We start from the raw sequence: 22,907 nt of genomic DNA on the forward strand, positions 1-22,907 counted from the left end.
ATGCGTTTCTACCCGGCCAACCTGGACGCGCTCCTGGTTGAACTGTCGAACCTGGACGAGACTCTGGCCCTGTTCGAATCGTTACAGCAGATGCCCATTTTCGGCGTGGAGGAAATCGTTCCGGCGGCCCGGACGCTGCTGGTGCATTTTCGCCCGTCCGCCATTGGTTTCGAAGCGCTGGCGGCGCAGATTGCCTCGCGTGACATTCGCGGCAGCGCTCGCGAGCCCGGCAAGCTGATTGAAATACCCGTGCATTACAACGGTGAAGACCTGGCTGATGTGGCCCGCGAGCTGGACATCAGCGTTGACGAAGTGATCAAGCGCCACACCGGTAGCGACTACAACGTTGCCTTCTGTGGCTTTGCGCCCGGTTTTGCCTACCTCAGCGGCGGTGCCGGCTTTGTCGTGCCGCGGCGCAGCACACCGCGCACGCGCATTCCGGCTGGTGCAGTGGCGTTGGCCGGTGGTTTCAGCGGCATTTATCCACAGGCCAGCCCCGGTGGCTGGCAGATCATCGGCGTGACTCACTCAAAAATGTGGGATCTGGGCCGCGACGAGCCAGCCTTGCTTCAGCCTGGCTATCGCGTGCGCTTTCAAGACGCGGGTCCGCTGCCCGTGACCAGCGTTTCGGTGGCTGCGCCCGTTCGCCAGCAGGCGTCGACAATCACCGAAGACTATCTTCAAGTCGTTACGCCGGGTCTGCAGACCCTCTTTCAGGACCTGGGTCGTCCCGGACGGGCAGGGCAGGGTGTTTCCGCATCAGGCGCGCTGGATCGCGGCGCATTGCGTGCGGCCAATCGCGCAGTAGGCAACGAGCCGGGCACTGCTTGTCTGGAAATTCTCATGGGTGGCCTGACGTTTACCTGTCAGGGCCAGGCCGTGGTAGCGGTTACCGGTGCTCAGGCGCCTGTCGAGGTGCTGACGGCTGATGGCCAACGCATGCAGCCGCCGCTTTACGCGCCGTTTTCGTTGCAGAGCGGCGATCAGGTGAGCATCGGTTCGCCCACCGCAGGCTTGCGCAGTTATCTGGCCGTGCGCGGCGGTTTTGTCCACGAGCCGGTGCTGGGTAGTCTGTCCACCGATACGCTGGCCCAGGTGGGGCCCGCAGCGCTGGCGGCGGGTGACCGGCTGGGCTTCAGGCGCAGAACCGGTGGTGCTGCGGTGTCGACTGGCGAACAACCGGCCTTCGACATGCCACGTAACGATCAGGTCATTACCCTGGATGTGGTCATGGGGCCGCGCAGCGACTGGTTCACCGCCGAGGCGCAGGCGTTGCTTGCGCAGCAGACCTGGCTGGTCACACCGCAATCCAACCGGATCGGTATCCGCCTGGCAGGCGAGCAGTCGCTTGCGCGCGCCGTCAGTGGCGAACTGCCCAGCGAGGGCACCACGGTCGGTGCCATTCAGGTACCGCCCAGTGGCCAGCCGGTACTGTTTCTGGCGGACCACCCGTTGACCGGCGGTTACCCGGTCATCGGCGCAGTCGCTACCTATCACCTGGACAAGGCCGGGCAGATTCCGGTCAATGCCCGCATTCGTTTCAACCCGCTGAGCGCCTTCGAGCCAGTGCGCCCCGCCACTTCAGACGAGACCAATAACAGATGAAAAAGGTTCTGATTGCCAACCGTGGCGAAATTGCCGTGCGCATTGCCCGCGCCTGCCGTGACTATGGGGTTGCCTCGGTGGCCGTGTATGCCGATGCCGATATCGACGCGCTGCATGTGCTTCAAGCCGATGAAGCCTACGGGCTGCAAGGTGAGCGCCCGACCGACACCTATCTGAACATCGAAAAACTGCTGGCAGTGGCTGCTCGTGCCGGTGCCGACGCGGTTCACCCGGGGTATGGCTTCCTCTCGGAACGCGCCGACTTTGCCCGCGCCGTGATCGACGCCGGCCTGACCTGGATCGGCCCGGACCCTGCAACCATCGACGCGCTGGGCGACAAGGTGCAAGCCCGGCGCATCGCCTTGAAAGTCGGTGCGCCGCTGGTAGCCGGTACTGAAAACCCGGTGAAAGATGCCTCTGAGGTGCTTGCGTTCGCCGAGCAGCACGGCCTGCCGATTGCCATCAAGGCGGCCTTTGGCGGCGGTGGTCGCGGCTTGAAGGTGGCCTGGAAGCTGGATGAAGTCAGCGAACTGTACGAGTCTGCCGTACGCGAGGCGGTAACCGCGTTTGGCCGTGGCGAATGCTTTGTCGAACGCTTTCTGGACCGTCCTCGTCATATCGAAGCGCAGATCATCGCCGACCGCCACGGCCGCGTAATCGTCGTCGGCACCCGCGACTGCTCGCTGCAACGCCGCAACCAGAAGCTGATCGAAGAAGCCCCAGCGCCTTACCTGAATGATGAACTGCGCCAGCGCATCCACGATTCTGCCCGTGCGGTTTGTGCCGAGGCAGGCTATGTCGGTGCCGGTACGGTGGAATTCCTGCTCAGTGGCGACGGCACCCTGTCATTTCTGGAGGTCAATACGCGCTTGCAGGTCGAACACCCGGTGACTGAAGAAACCAGCGGTGTGGATCTGGTCATCGAGCAACTGCGCGTGGCCGACGGCCTGCCGCTGTCGTTCGACGGTACGCCGGTACCGCGCGGGCACAGCTTCGAATTCCGCATCAACGCCGAAGATGCAGGCAACGGCTTCCTGCCGACACCGGGCAGCATCGACGTGTTTCAGCCACCGTCCGGACCGGGCGTGCGGCTGGACACCGGCGTGACGGAAGGCTCACGGGTCTCAGCGAACTTCGATTCGATGATCGCCAAACTGATCGTCACCGGCGCAACCCGCGAACAGGCCATCAGCCGCGCCCGCCGTGCGTTGGCCGAGTTCAAGGTGGAAGGCGTGGCCACCGTGCTGCCGTTCCATCGGGCGGTCATGGACCATTATGACTTCACGGCGTCCAATACCTTTGCCGTCCACACCCGCTGGATCGAAACCGACTTCGCCGAGCACGTCACCATCGCACCGCGCAACGCTGCGCCAGTCGATGCAGGCGTGCTGCGCACCTTCGTTGAAATCGACGGCAAACGCCACGAACTGGGCCTGCCTGCTGCGCTGCTGCGTGGAATGAGCCTGAATTCGGCTGCACCAGCTGACGCTAGCCAGCCAGTTGCCGATGCCCCGGACCCGCACGCAGTGCTGACCCCGGTTGCGGGCAACCTGCATGCCTGGGCGGTTGAGGACGGTGCGACGGTAGAGAAAGGACAGGTGATCGCCATCATGGAGGCGATGAAGATGGAAACATCGATACTGGCGCCGTGTGCCGGAACCGTGCAGATCAGCAAGGAGCCTGGCGGGTATCTGGAGGCGAAGGTGGTGATTGGGCGGGTTGAGGCCTGATTTCATTGCAATCGCGCGTCAACCGGGCGGTTACCCGATTGATGCGTGCTGTTGCAGAAAATAATCGCCTCAGTCCAGCCGCAACTCAGGCGGCTCGGGCGCATCCTTGGTCGCCGGGGCCACTTTGGTGTTTACCGGTTGCAGCGTTGTTTGCCCGGTCGGGGCACCGGTTTTGTCGCTTGGCTCGGCGGGCACCAGTTTGTATTCCAGGCCCTGGGTGTTCTTGAGGTAAATCTCCATCTGGCGGAACGAGATGTTGATGTGCTGTTTCTTGAACTCGCGATTGATGAAGCGGTTGATCTCGTCCAGCACCGGGTTGCGGTCGCCCAGGTCGCGGACGTGCATGCGCAGTTCGTGGTCGAGGGTGCTTTCGCCGAAGTTCAGGAAGTAAACGATGGGCTCTGGTTCCTTCAGCACCCGAGGGTTTTCCCGAGCGGCTTGCAGCAGCAGGGAGCGCACCAGGTCCAGGTCCGAGCCGTAATCGACGCCCAGCTTGAGCGTTACGCGGGTGACGGTGTCGGTCAGCGACCAGTTGATGAGCTGGCCGGTGATGAAGGTCTTGTTCGGGACGATGATGTCCTTGCGGTCGAAGTCGGTGATGGTCGTGGCGCGGATGCGGATCTTGCTGACCGTTCCCGAGAGTGCGCCGATGGTGATGGTGTCACCGATCCGCACCGGACGTTCGAAGAGGATCATGATGCCGGAGATGAAGTTGGCGAAGATCTCCTGCATACCGAACCCGAGCCCTACCGACAGCGCCGCGACCAGCCACTGCAATTTGTCCCAGCTCACGCCCAGCGTCGACAGCGTGGTCACGAAGCCGACGCCGGCGATGGTGTACGACAGCAGCGTGGTTGTCGCGTAGGCACTGCCTTGCGCAAGGTTCATGCGTGACAGCACCAGCACTTCCAGCAGACCCGGCAGGTTGCCGGCGAGCACGAAGGTGATGACGATGATCACCCCGGCACCAAGGAAGTCGCTCAGGCTGATCGGCACCATGCTTATGTTGGCACCGGTGCCGCTGGTGTATTCGTAGAGGATGATGTTGTCCAGGTAGGCGAATACCGTGATCAGTTCGGCCCAGACCAGGTACAGCGCACCGACGAAACCGGCCAGCAGGGCCAGACGAATCAGGCGCAGCGACTGCTGGTTGACCTGTTCGATGTCCAGCTTCGGCTCTTCGACCGGAATGTCGCTGTCGCCGTTTTCCCGGGCTGCCTGACGCTTGGCCAGTGCACGCTGGTAGGCCAGGCGGCGGGCGGCGACGCTCAGGCCGCGAACGAAGGTCGCCTCGACCATCAGCCAGATCATCATCAGGTACAGGGTGTCGATCAGGCGGTCGCTGAGCTTGAGCGCCGTGTAGTAGTAGCCAAAGCAAACCGCCAGGAAGAGCGCAACCGGCAATGCCGTGAACACCACGCCGACAGTCTTGCGGAACAGCGAAGCGTTATGGTGCGTGGGGCTTGAGATCAGCAGGCGAGCGAGCAGCCAGGTCATCAGCGCGTAGCAGGTCAGCACCACGCCGATCCCCAGTACATCGTCGGCCAGTGCGGCAGGTTGGTGCTCGGCGACGGCCACCACGGCCACCAGGGCCAGAACGACCAGCCCGAGGCGACGCACCCAGCCACGCAGGAACTCGACCTGCGCCGTTTCCCAGCGGAAATGCAGTTGGGCAACGCCAGATGGGGCGAGTACGCGGTAGGCGGTGTAGAACACCAGCCAGGCGAGGGCGATCTGCAACAAGGCCTCGCCCAGGTTGGCGTTTTGCCCGCGTGCATCGATTTGCAGGGCATAGCCGCACAGCGCCAGGCCCAGCGCCACAGGCATTGCCAGCAGCACGTTGATCAGCAGCGCCAGTGGCGTTTTCCATTGGCTGTCACGTTTGAAGTGGCCGATGTCGGCATGCAGGCGATTAAGCTTCTGATACAGCGCCTTGCGCCGCCAGGTCAGTACGCCGATCAACAGCAGCAGGGGCAGGAACAGCAGCGGTCGCTGAGTCAGGCCGTCTGACAGCTCGCTCAGGCTGGATGTCCAGGGCAGGGTGGCGATCTGCTTTTGCAGGCGCGGCCAGATATTCTGAAACCATTCCAGGTCCAGCGGCTTGTTGCTGGGGATCCAGAACATCTGCTCGTCGAGTGTGGCGCGCAGCCCCTGAGCGGTGCTGGTCAGCTGCTTCTGGTTCAGTTGCAGCGTGATGGACTCGTTGAGCAACGCGCTCAGCTCGCGATTGAGGCGCTCCAGCAAGTCGCTGCGGGTGATTGCCAGGTCCAGCAGCGTACGGCGCAGTTGCGGGGTAATGTTTTCAGGCGGTTGAGTGGCGAGCAGCTTTTCGACATAGGCGGTCGGCGTGCTCATCTGCTCGCGTTGCTGGTTGATGTCGAACTGATACAGGCGGATGTTGGCGATTTCGTCGGCCAGGCCCTTGTCCAGCTCCAGGTGCGGCAACGCCTGCTTCTGCTTGTAGAGAATCTTGGACAGCAGCAGGCTACCGCTCAGCACGTTGATCTGCTCGCTGAGGGCTTGATCGGTCTGGGTCAGGTTGTCCAGTTGCTGCTTGGTTTTGAGGTTCTGCTGGGTCAGCTCGTTGAGGCGATCGGTGCCGCGCAACAGGTAGTCCGACAGCTTGAGGTTGGCGGCGCTTTCGGTCGCCAGCAGGCTGCTGCCACCGGACTTTTGCGCTTCCAGGGACAGGTCGGCGACCGTTTTCTGCGATTGGGCGCGACGCTTGTCGTTGATCAGGGTCTGCAGGTCCTGAATTTCCTGTTCCTGGCGCGCGACCTTTTCGGTCAGCAAGTCATGCTGGCTATTGCCCAGGTCCTGCAACTGGCTGTTACCGGCCAGTTCCTGACGGCGCAGCAGGTTGAGGGCGTTGATCGAGGCCAGTTCTGCATTGAGCAGATTGCGCTGGTCGGCGCTCAGGGTCTTGCCGTTGTCCTTGCCGCTCTTGAGGATGGCGTTGATCTGCTGGATACGCGTCTGATTGGCGCTGATTTCAGTCTGCGCCCGCTCAGGCCGGGTCTGCGCGGTGATGGCCAGGCTGTTGGCGTCGTTGAGTTCGCTTTGCAGGTCGCTTTGCTGGGTACTGCGCTGGCTGAGAAGCTGCTCCAGTTGTGGCACATCAAGGCCGCCGTAGCGCTGGGCGACGGGTACCACTTTGCTTTCTTTCAGGCGGGCCAGCTCGCGCTGGTTTTCCGAGGTCTGTTTTGGCGCCTGGGCCAGTTGTTGCTTGAGCGCTTCGAGTTTCTGCTCGCTGTCCTTCTTGCTGGCGAGAAAAGCCAACGTTTGCTCGAGTACCTGTTGCAGCGCTTTCTGCTCGGCATCAGGCAGCTTGCGATCAGCAATCTTGTCGAGGCTTTGCTGCACGGCATCGCTGCTGGGCGGGTCGGCGGCGAGCGCCGGGAAGGTGGACAGGCAAAGCGCAAACAGTGCGGCAGCACAAATGGAACGCAGGGAAAACATAGACACCGGTCGCATGATGATACGTGTGGATTGGCAGTTTAAAGGAACAGTCCGGGGCCCGGGCGGGTTCCTTCGGGGAATTTGACGCCCACTTTCTGGATCTTGTTCCCGTCCATGACGGCAACTGTCCAAATAGTTCCATTCCATTCAATCTGGTCGCCCACCACTGGCTCGCCGCGGTTCTTCTGCACGATGAACTGGCTGAGTGGCATTCCGGGGTCAATGCCATCGAGTTTCAGGCCATACAGGGCCGCGACTTCACCCAGCCGTGCATCGCCTTCAAGAACGAAGTCGCCGAAGAAGCGCAGGTCCAGGCCACGTTGCGGTGCCTGGCTGAACAGTTTGCCCAGTGCCGGAAGATCATGTTCGTGACCGATCACACAGAGCAGGTCGCCCACTTCCAGCGTCGTACTGCCGGACGGGTGGAGCAACTGCTGGCCCCGGAACAGCGCGGCAATACGCGTGCCTTCAGGCATTTTCAGCTCACGCAGCGCTGCACCGATGCACCACTTTTCAGCGCCCAGACGGTAGACGAACAGCTCCCATTCACTGGTGACGTGCACCTCCAGTGCGGCTCGGGAAATAGGCGCAGGGTCAGGCGGAACCGTCACTTTCAACAGTTTGGCCACCCACGGCAGGCTGGTGCCTTGCAGCAACAGCGAGACCAGTACGATAAAGAACGCCAGGTTGAAGTACAGCTGCGCATTGGGCAGCCCGGCCATCAGCGGGAACACGGCGAGGATGATCGGCACCGCGCCGCGCAGGCCGACCCAGGCGATAAAGGCTTTTTCGCGGCCATGGAAGGCCTTGAACGGCAGCAGGCCGACCATCACCGACAGCGGGCGTGCCACCAGAATCATCCACAGCGCCAGGCCTAGCGCCGGAATCGCAATCGGCAGCAGATCGTGTGGCGTGACCAGCAGGCCCAGCACCAGAAACATGCCGATCTGTGCCAGCCAGGCCATGCCGTCGAGCATGTGCAGGATGCCGTGGCGGCTGCGGATCGGCCGGTTACCCAGCACCAGACCGCACAGGTAGACCGCGAGAAAGCCGCTGCCGTGAATCGCGTTGGTCAGGGCAAAGATCGCAAGCCCCCCGGCAATCACCAGAATAGGGTACAGGCCGGCCGCCAGATTGATGCGGTTGACCAGCTGAAGCAGGATCCAGCCGCCGCCCAGGCCGATGAAACTGCCGATGCCGAACTCCTGAATCAAATGTCCCAGCAGCCCCCAGTGCAAGCCGGTCTGACCGCTGGCCAGCATGCCGATCAGGGTGACGGTCAGGAACACCGCCATGGGGTCGTTGCTGCCCGATTCTATCTCAAGGCTGGCGGTGACCCGCTCGTTCAGGCCTTTGCCGCCCAGCAGGGAGAACACCGCAGCAGCGTCTGTCGAACCGACGATTGCACCGATCAGCAGCCCCTGGATAACGCTCAGATTGAACAGCCATGCCGCCACCATGCCGGTCAGTACGGTGGTGATCAGCACGCCCACCGTCGCCAGCGACAAGGCAGGCCACAGTGCTACCCGGAAACTGGCCACCCGCGTGCGCAGCCCGCCGTCGAGCAGGATCACGGCCAGCGCAAGGTTGCCGACCAGGTAGGCGGTAGCGTAGTTGTCGAAGATGATCCCGCCGCCATCCACGCCCGCCACCATGCCCACGGCCAGGATGATGACCAGGATCGGAATACCCAGGCGTGATGAAAGAGAGCTGACCAGGATGCTTGCGGCTACCAGCAACGCGCCGACCAAGAACAGGCTGTTGATGGTGGTGGCGTCCAAGGGCGGTACTCCGTAGAAAACTGAATTGAAGCGAGAGGGGCGAAAACTGACCATGCAGTCCGCGTGCCAAGCGATTTAACCTGTTGAATTGCTTGGCTGTCAAAGATCAATTTCCGGCGGATCACGCAGATTCGGCGTTCCAGAGCACGTGACTCGTCGCAATCCGGCGGTCGACACAGACGTATATGCCGCAAGCCAAGCCTTCTTGCGGCCTGTTGTCGAGCTTCAGCTATAGAAGGTTTTCATCATGGACGATGAAATTGCAGAAAATAAGAAGGGCGGAAATCCGTTCGGCGATAAGCGGGATCCGCATGCAGAGTTCTGGAGGCGGGCGAGCAAATACTTTCGGTCGCGATTACTTCCGGCTGAACCCGATCAATCTACAGTCACCCGCCGCCTTTGCTGTTCGGGCCTCTGACTGAATCAGTTCACGTGCCTGCCTGCGCAGGGTCGCGTTATAAATAGTTAGTGCCACGTATGCCGTAAGGAGTGATTACGTGCATGACTTCTCTCATACAGGAAGAAGTCATGACGACCCAATCTCTGAAAATACCTAAAACCGATCAGCAACTGCTGCGTGAACGCGCGAAGCAATTTGTTTTCGACTACCCCGATCTGCACGATCTGGCCTATAGCGTAGTCAGCAAGATCATGCTTCAGCACACGCAAAAGGTGTTTAACCCTGACAAGGTCTATTGGCATCGTTTCGGCAGCGCAAGCAGCAGTCCGCGTACATTTACCGGCTGGCAACATTCCGGCAAACCGCTGCAATCGATGACGTTGATCGAACTGCTCATGCAGAACTTCAACGCCCACGACCAAGAGGCCAGTGATGAGCTTTCCCTTTACGGCGGTTTTTATACCGACGGTCCGGATCATGAGGTGTTCGACGAGCGCAACGAGGTGCCCATGCTGCCGCAGACTTTGCTGGCAGAAATGTGGACGCTGGATTTCAGCTCGCTGTACACCCGCCGCATGGAGCGTTTCTGGAGTTCGCACAGTGAGAATTTTTGCATTCTGGCCAAAGCGCACTATTTGGTTGCAGCCGGTAATTGCCTGCGCAAAGGTCAGCTTTCGCCAGACGACTTCAAGCACGTCACTCGATTCGTCGTCACTGATCCCTCGCAGCCAGCGACGCTGAAGGCCTTGCGGGACTCGCCCTTGGTAACGCCTGGCCTTTCGGTGCATACGCTGGATATCAACGGCGTCAAGACTTACGACATGCTGCGTATCGTTATCGCTGATGGCCGGGAAGTGATTTACCGGCCTGATGCCGAGCAGCCTTTTCAGGTGTTCGAAAACGAACGCGCGCTGTACAACTGGCTCAAGGGGCAGTTCGCGAGCGAGCAGGCGGGTAAGGCACTGACAGGCAATTTCCTGCGCGGCGAAGCGGCACGAACACAAGACGGCGTCAGGTTTGCGCGCGGGGTCAGTGAATTGCTCGCACATGACTGGCGTGCCGATGTTCGACTTATCAATCAATCCCGGGCACCGATCGTGGGTGATCCCTTTATTCATATGCGTGATATCGCGCGTCAGGTCATGACCGCCGACGCGCATCAGTTGCTGACGTCCAATGCCGATCTGCGCAAGCAGATGTGGATCGGTTATCTAAGTGCCTTCATGCAGGCTTTTGGCGGGCTAGCCGCGTTGGGGTGGCCCATTGCTCTGACGCTGGTTGGCGCAGGCCTCGCCAATACCGGGTTGAACATTGATCAGGCGGTCAATGGCAAGACCCCGGCGCAACGTCGCGCTGGTGTATTGGGTGCCATTATCAACACCCTTTACCTGCTTTTTAACCTGCCGCTACTGATGTCCATTCGTGCCATGCCTGAGCGTATGCCATTAGTGCGGGCGGATGTCGTGTCGCTCCCCAGTGAAGTTGTGGAGAGTGGCGTGATTGTCGATCCGCTGGAAAACATGGAAGGCAACCTGCTGCTGGACAGCCTCACGCCCTCAGCCGAAGAAGGCAGGTTTCGTGGCGTTTATTCGTTGGGCAATGGCGAAACCTGGATCAAGCTTGCGCGGTTGCCGTACCGCGTGATGTTCAGTGAGCAACAGCATTGCTGGTTTATCGTTGACCCTGACAATCCTTTTGCGTTCGTTGGCAGTAAGCCGGTTCGCTTGGGGCTCGACGGAGAATGGACGCTGATTCAATCACCTGGCTTGCAGGGTGGCTCGCCTATGGATCCGCAGGTGCCGTCTACCAGCTCATCAGTCCCGCCAGGAAAACCTTATGCAACAGTGCATTCAACGTTCTGGGACAGGTACCTGCAAACGGACATATTCAATGAGCAATATTATGCAGAAAGAGCCCTGACTCGTCAGAAAGAGGTCATGGATATCTGGGAGCCAACCACGGACGATGTTCTGGAGTCTGACTCTTCACCCGAAGGCGATGAAGTGTACCGGGACCCGTGGCACGGTAAACACAGGGTATTCAAGCTGGGCGAGGACGACTATTACGGCGCTAACATCATGCTTTATACCCAGGAGGATACGGTGTTCAATCGATTCCTGCGTACAGGCGAACGTAGGGGCCCCAACCAGGTAAGGTTCATTGAGCGTCTTGCCGATGACATCCAGGTGGTGGGCTATAGCAATGATGTCGAGTTGTATCGGGGTGGCAGCGGTGATCGGGGCACCTCGGGTGCCGTATTCCGCAGCGGGCAGATCAAGGTTGGCGATGTGCTGGTCAATACCGATATCACTTCGTTCAGTGAAAACCCCTATGTGGTCAGCGCGTTCGCCAGCAGTCGAGCCGGTGCTCCTACTAATGCGGTGATTGGGCCGATAACGTTCGATGACACTTCGGTGGTCTTTGTCTTGCCCAAAGGACGGTATTTGAGGGCCACGCCGATCGCGCCATTTTCAGCCTCGCCCGATGAGGCCGAATCGATCTTTTTGCCCGGTTGTTATTTTCAGATCGAGAGTATCGAAGAAGTGGTCGGCGATTTTTATCGTCTCATGAAAGTCCAGATGCAGGAGGTCGATCGCCCGGTTCAGGGAAGAGCGCTTTACGATATGCGCACGGGCGAGCCATTCAGTCGAGAGCAATACGCGCTCAAGTTGGGGGCAGATGCCAAGGTATTGTTCGACCGGTTCTTTCCACAGAACCCGATGACTGACCTGTTCAGCCCTCACTGATCAAGCGCCGCCCGGTTTTATTTAAAACCAGTCATCGCGCATGGCAAGGCAAGTGTCATCGCGGTTTTCCAGAATGCTCAGTTCGTGATGGCAGCCCGGTACTTCCCATGTCAGGAAGTACCGGGCAGCTTGAAGCTTGCCCTTGTAGAAGTCGCTGTCGGCCGAATGACCTTTGCCCAGACCTTCCTCGGCGCGGATCGCCTGTTCCAGCCAGCGCCAGCCGATGATGGTGTGGCCGAATACCTTGAGGTACAGCGCCGAATTGGCCAGCGTACTGGTGATTCTGCCTTGCGCCAGATCGGTCAGCAGGCCGAGGGTGACAGCCTGCACATGAGTGGCCAATTGCTCCAGAGGTTGGCGCAGCTCATGAAGTGAATCGTAGCCCTGCGCCCGCGCGCAGGTCTCGGATATCAGGCGCAGCAGTTGCTTGAGTCCGGTGCCGCCGTTCTGCGCCAGCTTGCGGCCAAGCAGGTCCAGCGACTGAATGCCGTGAGTACCTTCATGAATCGGATTAAGCCGGTTGTCGCGGTAGTACTGCTCAACAGGGTATTCGCGGGTATAGCCATGACCGCCTAGAACCTGAATCGCCAGCTCGTTAGCTTTCAGGCAGAACTCCGAGGGCCATGACTTGACCACCGGAGTCAGCAGGTCCAACAGTTCATGGGCATGCTTGCGGGCGTCTTCCGTCTCGCCGGTCTGTGTGTCGTCGAACAGTCGCGAGGCATACAGGCACAGGTCGAACGCGCCTTCTACATACGCTTTCTGGGTCAGCAGCATGCGCCGCACGTCGGCGTGCTGAATGATCGGAACAGGCGTGCTCTCGGGGCTCTTGCTGTCGGGCAGCCGACCTTGAGGTCGGTCGCGGGCATAATCCAGAGAATACAGATACCCCGAATAGCCGAGCATGACCGCGCCCAGGCCGACGCCGATGCGTGCTTCGTTCATCATCTGGAACATGTAACTCAAACCGTGATGAGGCTTGCCGACCAGATAGCCGACACACTCACCGTTGTCGCCGAAATTCAGCGCGGTAGAGGTAGTGCCTTTCCAGCCCATCTTGTGAAACAGGCCAGCCAGCAGCACATCGTTACGCTTGCCGAGGCTGCCGTCGTCGTTGACCAGAAACTTGGGCACGATGAACAGCGAGATACCTTTGACCCCGCCAGGCGCATCCGGCAGCTTTGCCAATACCATGTGCACGATATTTTCCGAAAGTGCGTGATCACCTCCCGAGATGAAAATCTTGTTGCCACGCAGCCGATAGGTGCCGTCTTCTGCCGGTTCGGCGCGGGTGCGGATGTCTGACAGCGACGAGCCTGCGTGTGGCTCGGTCAGCGCCATGGTGCCGAAGAAGCGCCCCTCGATCATCGGTTGCAGAAAGCGCTGTTTTTGTTCGTCATTGCCAAAACTCTCAATCAGGTTCGCCGCGCCCATGGTCAGGAACGAGTAGGCCGTGGTTCCGACATTGGCTGCCTGAAAGTGGGCAAAGCAGGCCTGTGACAGCAAGGTCGGCAACTGCATGCCGCCCGCTTCAAAATCACGCGATGCATTGAGAAAACCAGCGGCGAGAAACGCATCCACCGCAGGCTTGACCTCGGGGATCAGAATCGCTTCGCCATTTTCATAGCGCGGCTCGTTTTCGTCAGCCTTGCGGTTGTGCGGCGCAAAATATTTTTCCGCGATAGTACGCGCCGTCCCCAGCGCTGCATCAAAGGTTTCACGCGAATGCTCGGCAAACCGCTCACGCCGCGTCAGCCCTTCGGCGTCCAGCACTTCATACAGCTCGAAAGCCAGGTTTCGGGAACTGAGCAGTGACTCGGACATGATGGCGTACCTATTCTTGGAATGGCTCAAGTCTAGGTCGGGTTGAGTAGGGAGGGTAGCAAGATTGATTCGGGTGATGGTCGAGCGTGTGCGGGGGGTATCGAGAGCGGACGCGAAGCGTCCAGAGCATGGGAACGGTCGGTGTCTTTCGGACACCTCTCGTTCCGCACGCTCCAGCGTGGGAATGCCTTTCTTGACGCTCTGCGTCATCTGTCACCGAGCGGCATCAGCCGATCGTCATCAGGCTCGCATTGCCACCCGCCGCCGCGGTGTTGACGCTCAATGCCCGCTCTATCACCAGGCGTTCCAGCGGCACGTTGGTTTCGCCGTGGGACAGGCCGTTGACGCCGACGATTGCGCCGCTGCGCTGGGCGATCTGCTGGCAGATGGCACGTAGCTGATCGGAGTCGCCGTGGTGCAGGACGGCGTCGAAGATGACTTCGTCCTTGGTCCAGTCAGGGATCAGCTTGATGCGTGCCTGCACATCTTTTGGCAGACGAGCGCGCAATGGCTTGCTGATGTCTGTTTCCGGCCACACGGCAGAACTGCCAACAGCCAGCACAGCCGCCAGTTGAATCAGCAGGTCGTTCTCGTCATCCGCCAGGCAAAGCACGTGTTCACGCGGCAGAATCGCATAGCTGTTGCGCTCGCCGGTCGGCCCCGCCAGCTGGCGAGTGATGCCGCTTTGCGATTGCTCGGCGTATTGGCTGCACAGGGCATCCAGATCGCTTTGCTGGTTACTGGCTGCCCAGGCCTTCAAGGCTTGCAACGGTTTGTTGAGGATGTCACGCAGGCGGGTGTCCGGAGCAGACAGTGCATCACTGCGCACGAACGATTTCTCGATGGCATCCTGCGGACGCGTCGACAGCAGGCGGTACAGGTAGAGCGGGCCACCGGCTTTAGGGCCGGTACCGGACAAGCCTTCGCCGCCAAATGGCTGGACGCCCACCACAGCACCGACGATGTTACGGTTTACATAGACGTTGCCTGCGTTGACGTTGTCGATGACCTTGGCGATGGTTTCGTCGATGCGGGTATGAACACCAAGGGTCAGGCCGTAGCCGGATGCATTGATCTGGTCTATCAGCAGGCCCAGTTCCTTGCGCTTGTAGCGCACCACGTGCAGCACCGGGCCGAAGATTTCGCGTTGCAGCTCATCGAAGCTTTCCAGCTCGATCAGGGTCGGCATCACGTAAGTGCCACGCTTGAGCTCCGTGCTGTCGGCAATGGCCACCTGATAAACCGTACGGCCTTTGTCGCGCATGGCCTGGATGTGTTTTTCGATACCCGCCTTGGCCTCGGCATCGATCACCGGGCCGATGTCCACGGACAGGCGCTCCGGGTTGCCGAGGCGGCTCTCGGCCATCGCCCCCTTGAGCATTTCGATGACGCGGTCCGCAGAGTCTTCCTGCAGGCACAGCACGCGCAGTGCCGAGCAGCGTTGCCCGGCGCTGTCGAACGCCGAAGAAACCACGTCAATGACAACCTGTTCGGTCAGCGCCGAAGAGTCGACGATCATCGCGTTCTGACCGCCGGTTTCGGCGATCAACGGGATGGGGCGGCCCTGCGAGTCCAGGCGACCCGCCACGTTGCGTTGCAGCAGGCGGGCGACTTCAGTGGAACCGGTGAACATCACGCCTTTGACGCGTTCGTCGCCGACCAGCCCGGCACCTACGGTTTCACCGCGCCCCGGTAACAATTGCACCACGCCTTCCGGGATACCGGCTTCAAGCAGCAGGCGCACGGCCTGGGCGGCAATCAACGGTGTTTGCTCGGCCGGTTTGGCCAGCACCGGGTTGCCCGCAGCCAGTGCAGCAGCGACCTGACCGCTGAAAATTGCCAGCGGGAAGTTCCACGGGCTGATGCAGACCACCGGCCCCAGCGGACGATGGGCGTCGTTGGTGAAATCATTGCGCGCCTGTACGGCGTAGTAACGCAGGAAGTCGACGGCTTCGCGCACCTCGGCGATGGCGTTGGCGAAGGTCTTGCCCGCCTCGCGGACCAGCAGGCCCATCAAGGGCTGGATGTCGCTTTCCATCAAATCGGCAGCACGTTCCAGAATTGCGGCGCGTTCTGCAGGCGGTGTTGCCTGCCAGATCGGGCCAGCGCTCAAGGCGCACTGGATGGCGTTCTCGACATCCTGCAGCGAGGCTTCCTGAATATGACCGACCACATCACGCAGGTCCGATGGGTTCAACGCGGCAGTCAGTGTGCCTGCGCTGGCCGGGCAGCCGAGCATGGGGGCAGCTTTCCAGTCATTGTGCGCTGTGGCGAGCAGGGCCGAGGACAGCGAAGCCAGACGATGCTCGTTGGCCATGTCGATGCCGCTGGAGTTGGCGCGCTCGGTGCCATACAGGTCGCGCGGCAGCGGAATGCGCGGGTGCGGCAAGCCGAAACCGCCTTCCTGTGTTGCCATGCGTTCGATCTGGCTGACCGGGTCGGCCACCAGTTCCTGAATGGAGATCGAATGGTCGGCAATCCGGTTGACGAACGACGTGTTGGCACCGTTTTCCAGCAGACGACGGACCAGATAGGCCAACAGCGTTTCATGCGTGCCGACCGGAGCGTACACGCGGCATGGACGGTTCAGCTTGCCGTCTGCGACCTTGCCTACGACCTGCTCGTACAAAGGCTCGCCCATGCCGTGCAGGCACTGGAACTCATACTGACCTGGGTAATAATTCTGCCCGGCGATCTGGTAAATAGCCGCCAGGGTGTGGGCGTTGTGTGTGGCGAATTGTGGATAAATGACTTCTGGTGCCGCCAGCAGCTTGCGGGCACAGGCGATGTACGAGACGTCGGTGTACACCTTGCGCGTGTACACCGGATAGCCTTCCAGACCTTCGACCTGGGCGCGCTTGATCTCGCTGTCCCAATACGCGCCCTTGACCAGACGGATCATCAGGCGGTGACGGCTGCGCCGAGCCAGATCGATCACGTAATCGATCACATAAGGGCAGCGCTTCTGGTAAGCCTGAATCACGAAGCCAATGCCGTTCCAGCCAGTCAGCTGCGGTTCGAAGCACAGGCGCTCGAGCAGATCCAGTGACAGCTCCAGACGATCAGCCTCTTCGGCATCGATGTTCAGGCCGATGTCGTACTGCTTGGCCAGCAGGGTCAGCGACAGCAGGCGCGGATACAGTTCTTCCATCACGCGCTCGTACTGAGCGCGGCTATAGCGCGGGTGCAGTGCCGACAGCTTGATGGAAATGCCCGGGCCTTCGTAGATACCGCGGCCGTGGGAGGCCTTGCCGATGGAGTGTATGGCCTGCTCGTAGGACGCGAGATACTTCTGCGCATCGTGCTCGGTAAGCGCCGCTTCACCCAGCATGTCGTAGGAATAGCGGAAGCCCTTGGCTTCAAAACGGCTGGCATTGGCCAGGGCTTCGCCGATGGTTTCGCCGGTGACGAACTGCTCGCCCATCAGGCGCATGGCCATGTCGACGCCCTTGCGGATCATCGGTTCGCCGCTCTTGCCGATGATGCGGCTCAGTGAAGAAGTGAGGCCTGCCTCATTGTGAGTGGCGACCAGCTTGCCGGTCAGCAGCAGGCCCCAGGTGGCAGCGTTGACGAACAGCGAGGGGCTGTTGCCCAAGTGCGGCTGCCAGTTGCCGTTGCTGATCTTGTCGCGAATCAGGGCATCGCGCGTGCCCTTGTCCGGAATGCGCAGCAACGCTTCGGCCAGGCACATGAGTGCAACGCCTTCCTGCGAGGACAGCGAAAATTCCTGCAACAGGCCTTGAACAATGCCAGCGCGGCCGCCAGCACTTTTCTGGTTGCGCAGCTTTTCGGCAATAGACGCGGCCATCTTGTTGGTGGCTTCGGCAACAGGTGCAGTCAGGCGCGCCTGCTCCAGCAGCATCGGCACCACTTCCTGCTCGGGGCGGCGGTAGACGGAGGTGATGGCCGCCCGCAGTACCGACTGCGGTTGAATGCTCTCGGCAAAATCCAGGAAGCATTGCAGGCCTGTGTCTTCCGCCACTTCGCCTCGGTCTTCGCTGTCTTTGCCAGTCGCGCCATTGAGCTCCAGCAAGGTTGCACCACTCTCCAGTTTTTCCAGGTAATTGAAAATCGCCTGCTTGATCAACCAGTGCGGTGTGCGGTCGATCGAATGGGCGGCGGCTTTCAATCGCTCGCGGGTCGGGTCGTCAAGTTTGACGCCCAGAGTAGTGGTGGCCATGTGTTGTCCTCATTATAGCCACGCAACGGTGGCATCGGCTTTGGCGAAGATTAGCGCTGTGACGGGGTCAGGTGCAACCGAGTGAAACCCTGTTTCGATAATATTTTGTGACATTCCCGGCAGGTGATCCGCCAGAGTGCTGCTTTGCTCAGAGCTGGTGCGCGATTGTTTGTAGAGAGGGTCGAAAACGCCCTAAAATGGCGCAGAAAAACGCCTTTATTGGTTTTTTTGTAACAGGTGCAACTTGCACGGTGAAATGGGTTGCACCTTGTTTGGTTTGTTTAATAGGATTCATTCCCGCGGTGCAACCGCCAGTCATTGATTGCCGATCCTTGCGGAGCGATCAGTCAACGCGGTGTCGGGTGCAAAAGCACGGATGCGCCGAATATCGGTCGCTATTCCCTTTGGCATCGGGTGCCAACATAAAAACAATGCCAAGGCAGAACTCATGAGTGTCAGTAACCCTACCTTGATCACGTTTGTGATCTATATAGCGGCAATGGTCTTGATCGGCCTGATGGCCTATCGCTCTACCAACAACCTTTCGGATTACATCCTCGGCGGGCGCAGCCTGGGCAGCGTGGTAACAGCGCTTTCAGCAGGGGCCTCGGACATGAGCGGCTGGCTGTTGATGGGGTTGCCGGGGGCTATCTATATGTCCGGCCTGTCGGAAAGCTGGATCGCCATTGGTCTGATCATCGGCGCCTACCTGAACTGGCTGTTCGTGGCCGGTCGTCTGCGTGTGCAGACCGAGCACAACGGTGACGCGCTGACCCTGCCGGATTACTTCAGCAGCCGCTTCGAAGACAACAGCGGCCTGCTGCGCATCATCTCGGCCATCGTGATTCTGGTGTTTTTCACCATCTATTGCGCCTCGGGCATCGTTGCGGGCGCGCGTCTGTTTGAAAGCACCTTCGGCATGTCCTACGAAACCGCCCTGTGGGCCGGCGCTGCGGCTACCATTGCGTACACCTTCGTCGGTGGTTTTCTGGCCGTGAGCTGGACCGACACCGTACAAGCCACGCTGATGATCTTCGCCCTCATCCTGACGCCGATCATCGTCCTGCTGGCAACAGGCGGGGTCGATACCACCTTCCTGGCCATTGAAGCGAAAGATCCGACCAGCTTCGACATGTTCAAGAACACGACTTTCATCGGCATCATTTCCCTGCTTGGCTGGGGACTGGGTTATTTCGGTCAGCCGCATATCCTGGCGCGCTTCATGGCGGCTGATTCGGTCAAGTCGATTGCCAGCGCCCGACGCATCTCTATGGCCTGGATGATCCTGTGCCTTGGCGGTACTGTGGCGGTAGGCTTCTTTGGTATCGCTTACTTCTCCGCGCACCCGGATGTGGCCGGGCCGGTGACCGAGAACCCGGAGCGGGTCTTCATCGAACTGGCCAAGCTGCTGTTCAATCCATGGATTGCCGGTGTATTGCTGTTGGCCATTCTGGCTGCGGTGATGAGTACGCTGAGTTGCCAGTTGCTGGTGTGCTCCAGCGCGCTGACCGAAGACTTCTACAAGGCTTATCTGCGCAAGGGGGCTTCGCAGCTTGAGTTGGTGTGGGTCGGGCGTGCGATGGTGTTGCTGATCGCTGTCATTGCCATTCTGCTGGCCGCCAATCCCGAGAATCGCGTACTGGGGCTGGTGAGCTATGCCTGGGCAGGGTTTGGCGCTGCATTCGGCCCTGTGGTGCTGATATCTGTGCTGTGGAAAGGCATGACGCGCAATGGTGCGCTGGCTGGGGTAATAGTCGGCGCTGCGACTGTCGTACTCTGGAAGCAGTTCAGTACCCTTGGCCTGTATGAAATCATCCCGGGTTTCATCCTTGCCAGCATTGCCATCGTGGTATTCAGTCTGATCGGCAAGCCTGCGTCTGCGTCCATGCAGACACGTTTCCTGGCGGCTGAGCAGGAGTTCAAAGCCAACCGCTGATAATGCTGCTTGAATAACCGATGAAATGAAAAACGGCCCGCACTTTCTGCAAGTGCGGGCCGTTTTTTTGATCGTTTGATTCAAGGCCTGCGTGCGACTCAGCTCTTGTTGTGATCAATATCCAGATTATAGAACGTTGCCTTGCCGCCTTCCGAGGTATACCCGGTGTTGTCCTGGGTATAAACACCGGCTTTGAAATACAAAGGCTTGTCGCGCCAGGTCTCGCTGATGCGCTTGCTCCAGTCGGTGTCGTTGACACTGACAGTCAATTTTCCACCCTTGCTCAGGTGAATGACGTAACTGAATGTCTGATTGAGCTTCACACCTTCGACTATCTTATAGACCTTGCTTTCGTCGTCATCGAAACGATTGCGAACTTTCGCAACGATGTCTCCGGTCTTGGTGTCTTCCTTGTATTGATACTCGACTTTCAGAAGAGGCTCGGTGCTCTCGTAGGCATGTATCTGGCCGATCACGATCTTGCCGGAAGAGGGCACCTGATCGACTTCCAGTTTAGCGTTCAGATAGTTGTCCGCGTCGGGATATACCCAATTGTGCAGTGATCCATCTGACCATGTTTCCCGTAACTCGCTGCGCGAATATTTAGCGTTTTCGGTTTTGGTCCCGGTCACCGGAGACCAGAACACAATGGAGTCCGATTTTGATTTGAAGTATTTGCCGTCATAACCCTTAACAAGCTGAGCGGTGGTAATGGTTTTGGGGGGTGAGCCCACTGGAATGCTGAGTTGGTACGATCCGAGATCGATCATGTTCAATCCTTCCGCGCATGTCTGTTTGCTACCAAGGGGGGCCTCTAGCAAGAGGGTTTGAGCGAGTTTTATACGGATTGTAGGGCGATTTGTTAATTAAAAGTTGTCGAACCAATGACGTCAAAGTGCTGTCACTTTTCCTGCAGAGCAGAGTGTGCACGGCGTACAGGGAATGACCGTTAGTCGGGTAGATCGAACTTTGATGGTAGGGAAGGGGTGCCTTGCTTCTGCTTTTTGCGAGACGGGGCTAGAGTTATTCCAAAGTATGACGGTCGTCCTGAAACCCAGGCGTCATGCCCACATAGAGAAGCAGCATGGAACGCGTGCCAACACAGCCACATGATGGCTCTTCGGTTTTACTGGTTGTAGACGATTACCCGGAAAATCTGGTGACGATGTGCGCTGTTCTGCAAAGAACGGACTGGCACATTGTGACTGCGAGTTCAGGCATCGAAGCGTTGACGGTACTTCTTGAGCAGGAAGTCGATCTGGTTCTGCTGGATGTGCAGATGCCGGGCATGGACGGCTTCGAAGTCGCCCGGCTAATGCGAGGCAGTCAGCGCACCCGTCTGACGCCGATTATCTTTCTCACGGCCAATGAGCAGACTCAGGATGCCGTGCAGAAGGGGTATGCGAATGGCGCGACGGATTACCTGTTCAAACCCTTCGACCCGAACGTTCTCAAGCCCAAGGTGCAGACCCTGCTTGAGCAGCAGCGTAACCGTCGTGCGCTGCAACAGCTCTCGCTGGAGCTTGAATCGGCCCGAGCGTTCAACGCGTCAGTGCTGGCCAACGTCGCCGAAGGCATTCTGGTCGTTGATGAGGCGGGCACCATCAGTTTTGCCAATCCCGCCATCTGCCAGTTGTTGAGCGCTTCGGTCGATCAACTGCGCGGTACGCAAGTGCTGGATTACATTATCGAACCGCAAGTGGGCGAATGGCTGGAGTCTGGCTTCTACAAGCACTATCGCAAGGCCGACACCTACCGGGTGCACGATGCCGTTCTGCGTACCGCACAAGGTACACAGTTGCCGGTTGCCTTGTCTTGCGCGGCGCTGCCTGCGGAGCAGAAGGCGATGGTGATGACGGTTCTGGATATGTCGGTAGTCCGTGATCTTTATCAGCAACTTGAAAAACAGGCCGTTACCGACGCTTTGACAGGCCTGCTCAATCGCCGCGGGCTTTATCAGGCCGTTGAAGGCATGCTCCTGCGAAAGGAGCAGACAGACAAATACCTGGTTGTGCTGTTCATGGACCTGGACGGCTTCAAGCAGATCAATGATGCGCTGGGTCATGACGCCGGTGATCAGGTATTGCTCTGGGTCGCCGAGCAGTTCAAGGACAGCATGCGCCCCTATGATGTTCTGGCGCGCATTGGCGGCGACGAATTCACGGTCGTGATCGATGGGCTTGATTACCCTGAACAGGCGGCCAAAATCGCCGAAAAGCTCATTGAACGGGTGTCGGGAAGACGCCAGGTCGACGGTATCGATATCACCTTGGGTGCCAGTGTCGGTATTGCGACCTTTCCGGACTGCGGCTCGAATCTGGACGGTTTGCTGCGTGCGGCAGATATCGCCATGTACGAGGCCAAGCGTGCAGGGCGTCAGCAATACCGGTTCTACGACCAGAACATGAACGGACGCGCCCGCTCACGGCTGATGCTTGAGGAAAGCGTGCGCACGGCCATCGATGGTAAGGATTTTTCGGTGGTGTACCAGCCCCAGGTCCACGTTGCGGATGGCCGCCTGCGTGGTTTCGAAGCGTTGTTGCGCTGGCAGCATCCGGCGGTCGGCGAGGTACCTCCTGCACTGTTCATTCCCTTGCTTGAGGAGACCAGGTTGATCAACCGGCTAGGCAGCTGGATTTTCGATCAGGGTGCCGAACAGCGTCAGGCGTGGAGTCGGGTGTTTGCTGCCGATGTGGTACTGAGTGTCTGTGTCAGCCCCACGCAATTCTACATGCCCAACCTGGCTTCGGAGCTGAAGCGTGCCATGGATCGCTTCGAGCTCAAACCAGGGCAGATCGAGGTGGAAATCACTGAAAGCTCTCTGGTGCATAACCTTACGCATAGCCATAAACAGCTGAAGTTGCTGCATGACGTCGGCGTGCGTATTGCGCTGGACGATTTCGGGACCGGCGAATGCTCGCTGTCGCACTTGCGCAATCTTCAGCTAGACACCTTGAAGCTGGACAGGCGTTTTGTCGCCAACATTGTCGAGTCCAGGCGCGAGGCGGCGATGGCCAGCAGCATCATCGACCTGAGTCGCAACCTCGATATGCTGGTTATTGCCGAAGGGGTCGAGACCCCCGAGCAATACCAGTGGCTGGCGGACAACGGTTGTCAGGTCATGCAGGGCTTTCTGATCGCGCATCCGATGGTGCCCGAAGACGCGCTGCGCTTCCCCGGGCACTTTGAGGTGGCAGGCTTGAGATCGAGTGGATTGCTGTAGAATGGCGTCTTTCGTCATCATG

Annotated in this window: 10 protein-coding genes; 5 read left to right on the forward strand and 5 right to left on the reverse strand. The window is 59.4% G+C overall.

Annotation, left to right across the window (positions count from 1 at the left end; genetic code table 11):
- Together FFH21_RS02330 and FFH21_RS02335 are read left to right on the forward strand one after the other, a co-directional pair.
- Positions 1 to 1,605, forward strand: coding sequence for a 5-oxoprolinase/urea amidolyase family protein (locus FFH21_RS02330; protein ID WP_011167506.1), 1,605 nt, complete (start codon positions 1 to 3; stop codon positions 1,603 to 1,605).
- Positions 1,602 to 3,335, forward strand: a complete 1,734-nt coding sequence (locus FFH21_RS02335; protein WP_011167507.1) for a biotin carboxylase N-terminal domain-containing protein — start codon at positions 1,602 to 1,604, stop codon at positions 3,333 to 3,335. The genes FFH21_RS02330 and FFH21_RS02335 overlap by 4 nt, the downstream gene beginning before the upstream one ends.
- Positions 3,336 to 3,404: 69 nt before the next feature.
- Here FFH21_RS02335 and mscK read toward each other — a convergent pair whose 3' ends face one another.
- Together mscK and FFH21_RS02345 are read right to left on the reverse strand one after the other, a co-directional pair.
- Entirely contained in the window at positions 3,405 to 6,794 is a 3,390-nt protein-coding gene (gene mscK, locus FFH21_RS02340) for a mechanosensitive channel MscK (protein ID WP_041924403.1), read from the reverse strand.
- Between the two features lie 38 nt (positions 6,795 to 6,832).
- Positions 6,833 to 8,575, reverse strand: a complete 1,743-nt coding sequence (locus tag FFH21_RS02345) for a potassium/proton antiporter (RefSeq protein WP_004666441.1) — start codon at positions 8,573 to 8,575, stop codon at positions 6,833 to 6,835.
- 501 nt (positions 8,576 to 9,076) lie between these two features.
- Between FFH21_RS02345 and FFH21_RS02350 the strand changes: the two genes are divergently transcribed.
- Positions 9,077 to 11,722, forward strand: coding sequence for a dermonecrotic toxin domain-containing protein (locus FFH21_RS02350; RefSeq protein ID WP_011167510.1), 2,646 nt, complete (start codon positions 9,077 to 9,079; stop codon positions 11,720 to 11,722).
- 21 nt (positions 11,723 to 11,743) lie between these two features.
- On the opposite strand, the gene FFH21_RS02355 is transcribed toward FFH21_RS02350, so the two are convergent.
- Together FFH21_RS02355 and putA are read right to left on the reverse strand one after the other, a co-directional pair.
- A complete protein-coding gene (locus FFH21_RS02355) occupies positions 11,744 to 13,546 on the reverse strand; it encodes an acyl-CoA dehydrogenase (protein WP_019741268.1) in 1,803 nt (600 codons plus the stop codon).
- A gap of 226 nt (positions 13,547 to 13,772) precedes the next feature.
- Positions 13,773 to 17,726 (reverse strand): trifunctional transcriptional regulator/proline dehydrogenase/L-glutamate gamma-semialdehyde dehydrogenase, encoded by a 3,954-nt coding sequence (gene putA, locus FFH21_RS02365; RefSeq protein WP_011167512.1) that lies wholly within the window; start codon positions 17,724 to 17,726, stop codon positions 13,773 to 13,775.
- A 448-nt stretch (positions 17,727 to 18,174) separates the two neighbouring features.
- On the opposite strand from putA, the gene putP reads away from it, so the two are divergent.
- Positions 18,175 to 19,662, forward strand: a complete 1,488-nt coding sequence (putP, locus tag FFH21_RS02370) for a sodium/proline symporter PutP (RefSeq protein ID WP_041924404.1) — start codon at positions 18,175 to 18,177, stop codon at positions 19,660 to 19,662.
- A 98-nt stretch (positions 19,663 to 19,760) separates the two neighbouring features.
- Here the strand turns inward: putP and FFH21_RS02375 are convergent, their stop codons facing one another.
- Positions 19,761 to 20,432 (reverse strand): polysaccharide lyase family 7 protein, encoded by a 672-nt coding sequence (locus FFH21_RS02375; RefSeq protein ID WP_005743045.1) that lies wholly within the window; start codon positions 20,430 to 20,432, stop codon positions 19,761 to 19,763.
- 314 nt (positions 20,433 to 20,746) lie between these two features.
- Here FFH21_RS02375 and FFH21_RS02380 point away from each other — a divergent pair, with 314 nt between their 5' ends.
- Positions 20,747 to 22,885, forward strand: coding sequence for an EAL domain-containing protein (locus tag FFH21_RS02380; RefSeq protein WP_011167514.1), 2,139 nt, complete (start codon positions 20,747 to 20,749; stop codon positions 22,883 to 22,885).
- The last annotated feature ends 22 nt before the right edge of the window (positions 22,886 to 22,907 follow it).

This window comes from Pseudomonas sp. KBS0707, from assembly GCF_005937945.2.
Classification (GTDB): Bacteria; Pseudomonadota; Gammaproteobacteria; order Pseudomonadales; family Pseudomonadaceae; genus Aquipseudomonas; species Aquipseudomonas amygdali.

What these genes read in the sequence shown, in the direction of transcription:
- FFH21_RS02330 (WP_011167506.1), top strand. Translation starts at nt 1, where the DNA reads ATGCGTTTCTACCCGGCCAACCTGGACGCGCTCCTGGTTGAACTGTCG.
- putP (WP_041924404.1), top strand. Translation starts at nt 18,175, where the DNA reads ATGAGTGTCAGTAACCCTACCTTGATCACGTTTGTGATCTATATAGCG.
- FFH21_RS02335 (WP_011167507.1), top strand. Translation starts at nt 1,602, where the DNA reads ATGAAAAAGGTTCTGATTGCCAACCGTGGCGAAATTGCCGTGCGCATT.
- FFH21_RS02350 (WP_011167510.1), top strand. Translation starts at nt 9,077, where the DNA reads ATGACTTCTCTCATACAGGAAGAAGTCATGACGACCCAATCTCTGAAA.
- putA (WP_011167512.1), bottom strand. Translation starts at nt 17,726, where the DNA reads ATGGCCACCACTACTCTGGGCGTCAAACTTGACGACCCGACCCGCGAG.
- mscK (WP_041924403.1), bottom strand. Translation starts at nt 6,794, where the DNA reads ATGTTTTCCCTGCGTTCCATTTGTGCTGCCGCACTGTTTGCGCTTTGC.
- FFH21_RS02380 (WP_011167514.1), top strand. Translation starts at nt 20,747, where the DNA reads ATGGAACGCGTGCCAACACAGCCACATGATGGCTCTTCGGTTTTACTG.
- FFH21_RS02375 (WP_005743045.1), bottom strand. Translation starts at nt 20,432, where the DNA reads ATGATCGATCTCGGATCGTACCAACTCAGCATTCCAGTGGGCTCACCC.
- FFH21_RS02355 (WP_019741268.1), bottom strand. Translation starts at nt 13,546, where the DNA reads ATGTCCGAGTCACTGCTCAGTTCCCGAAACCTGGCTTTCGAGCTGTAT.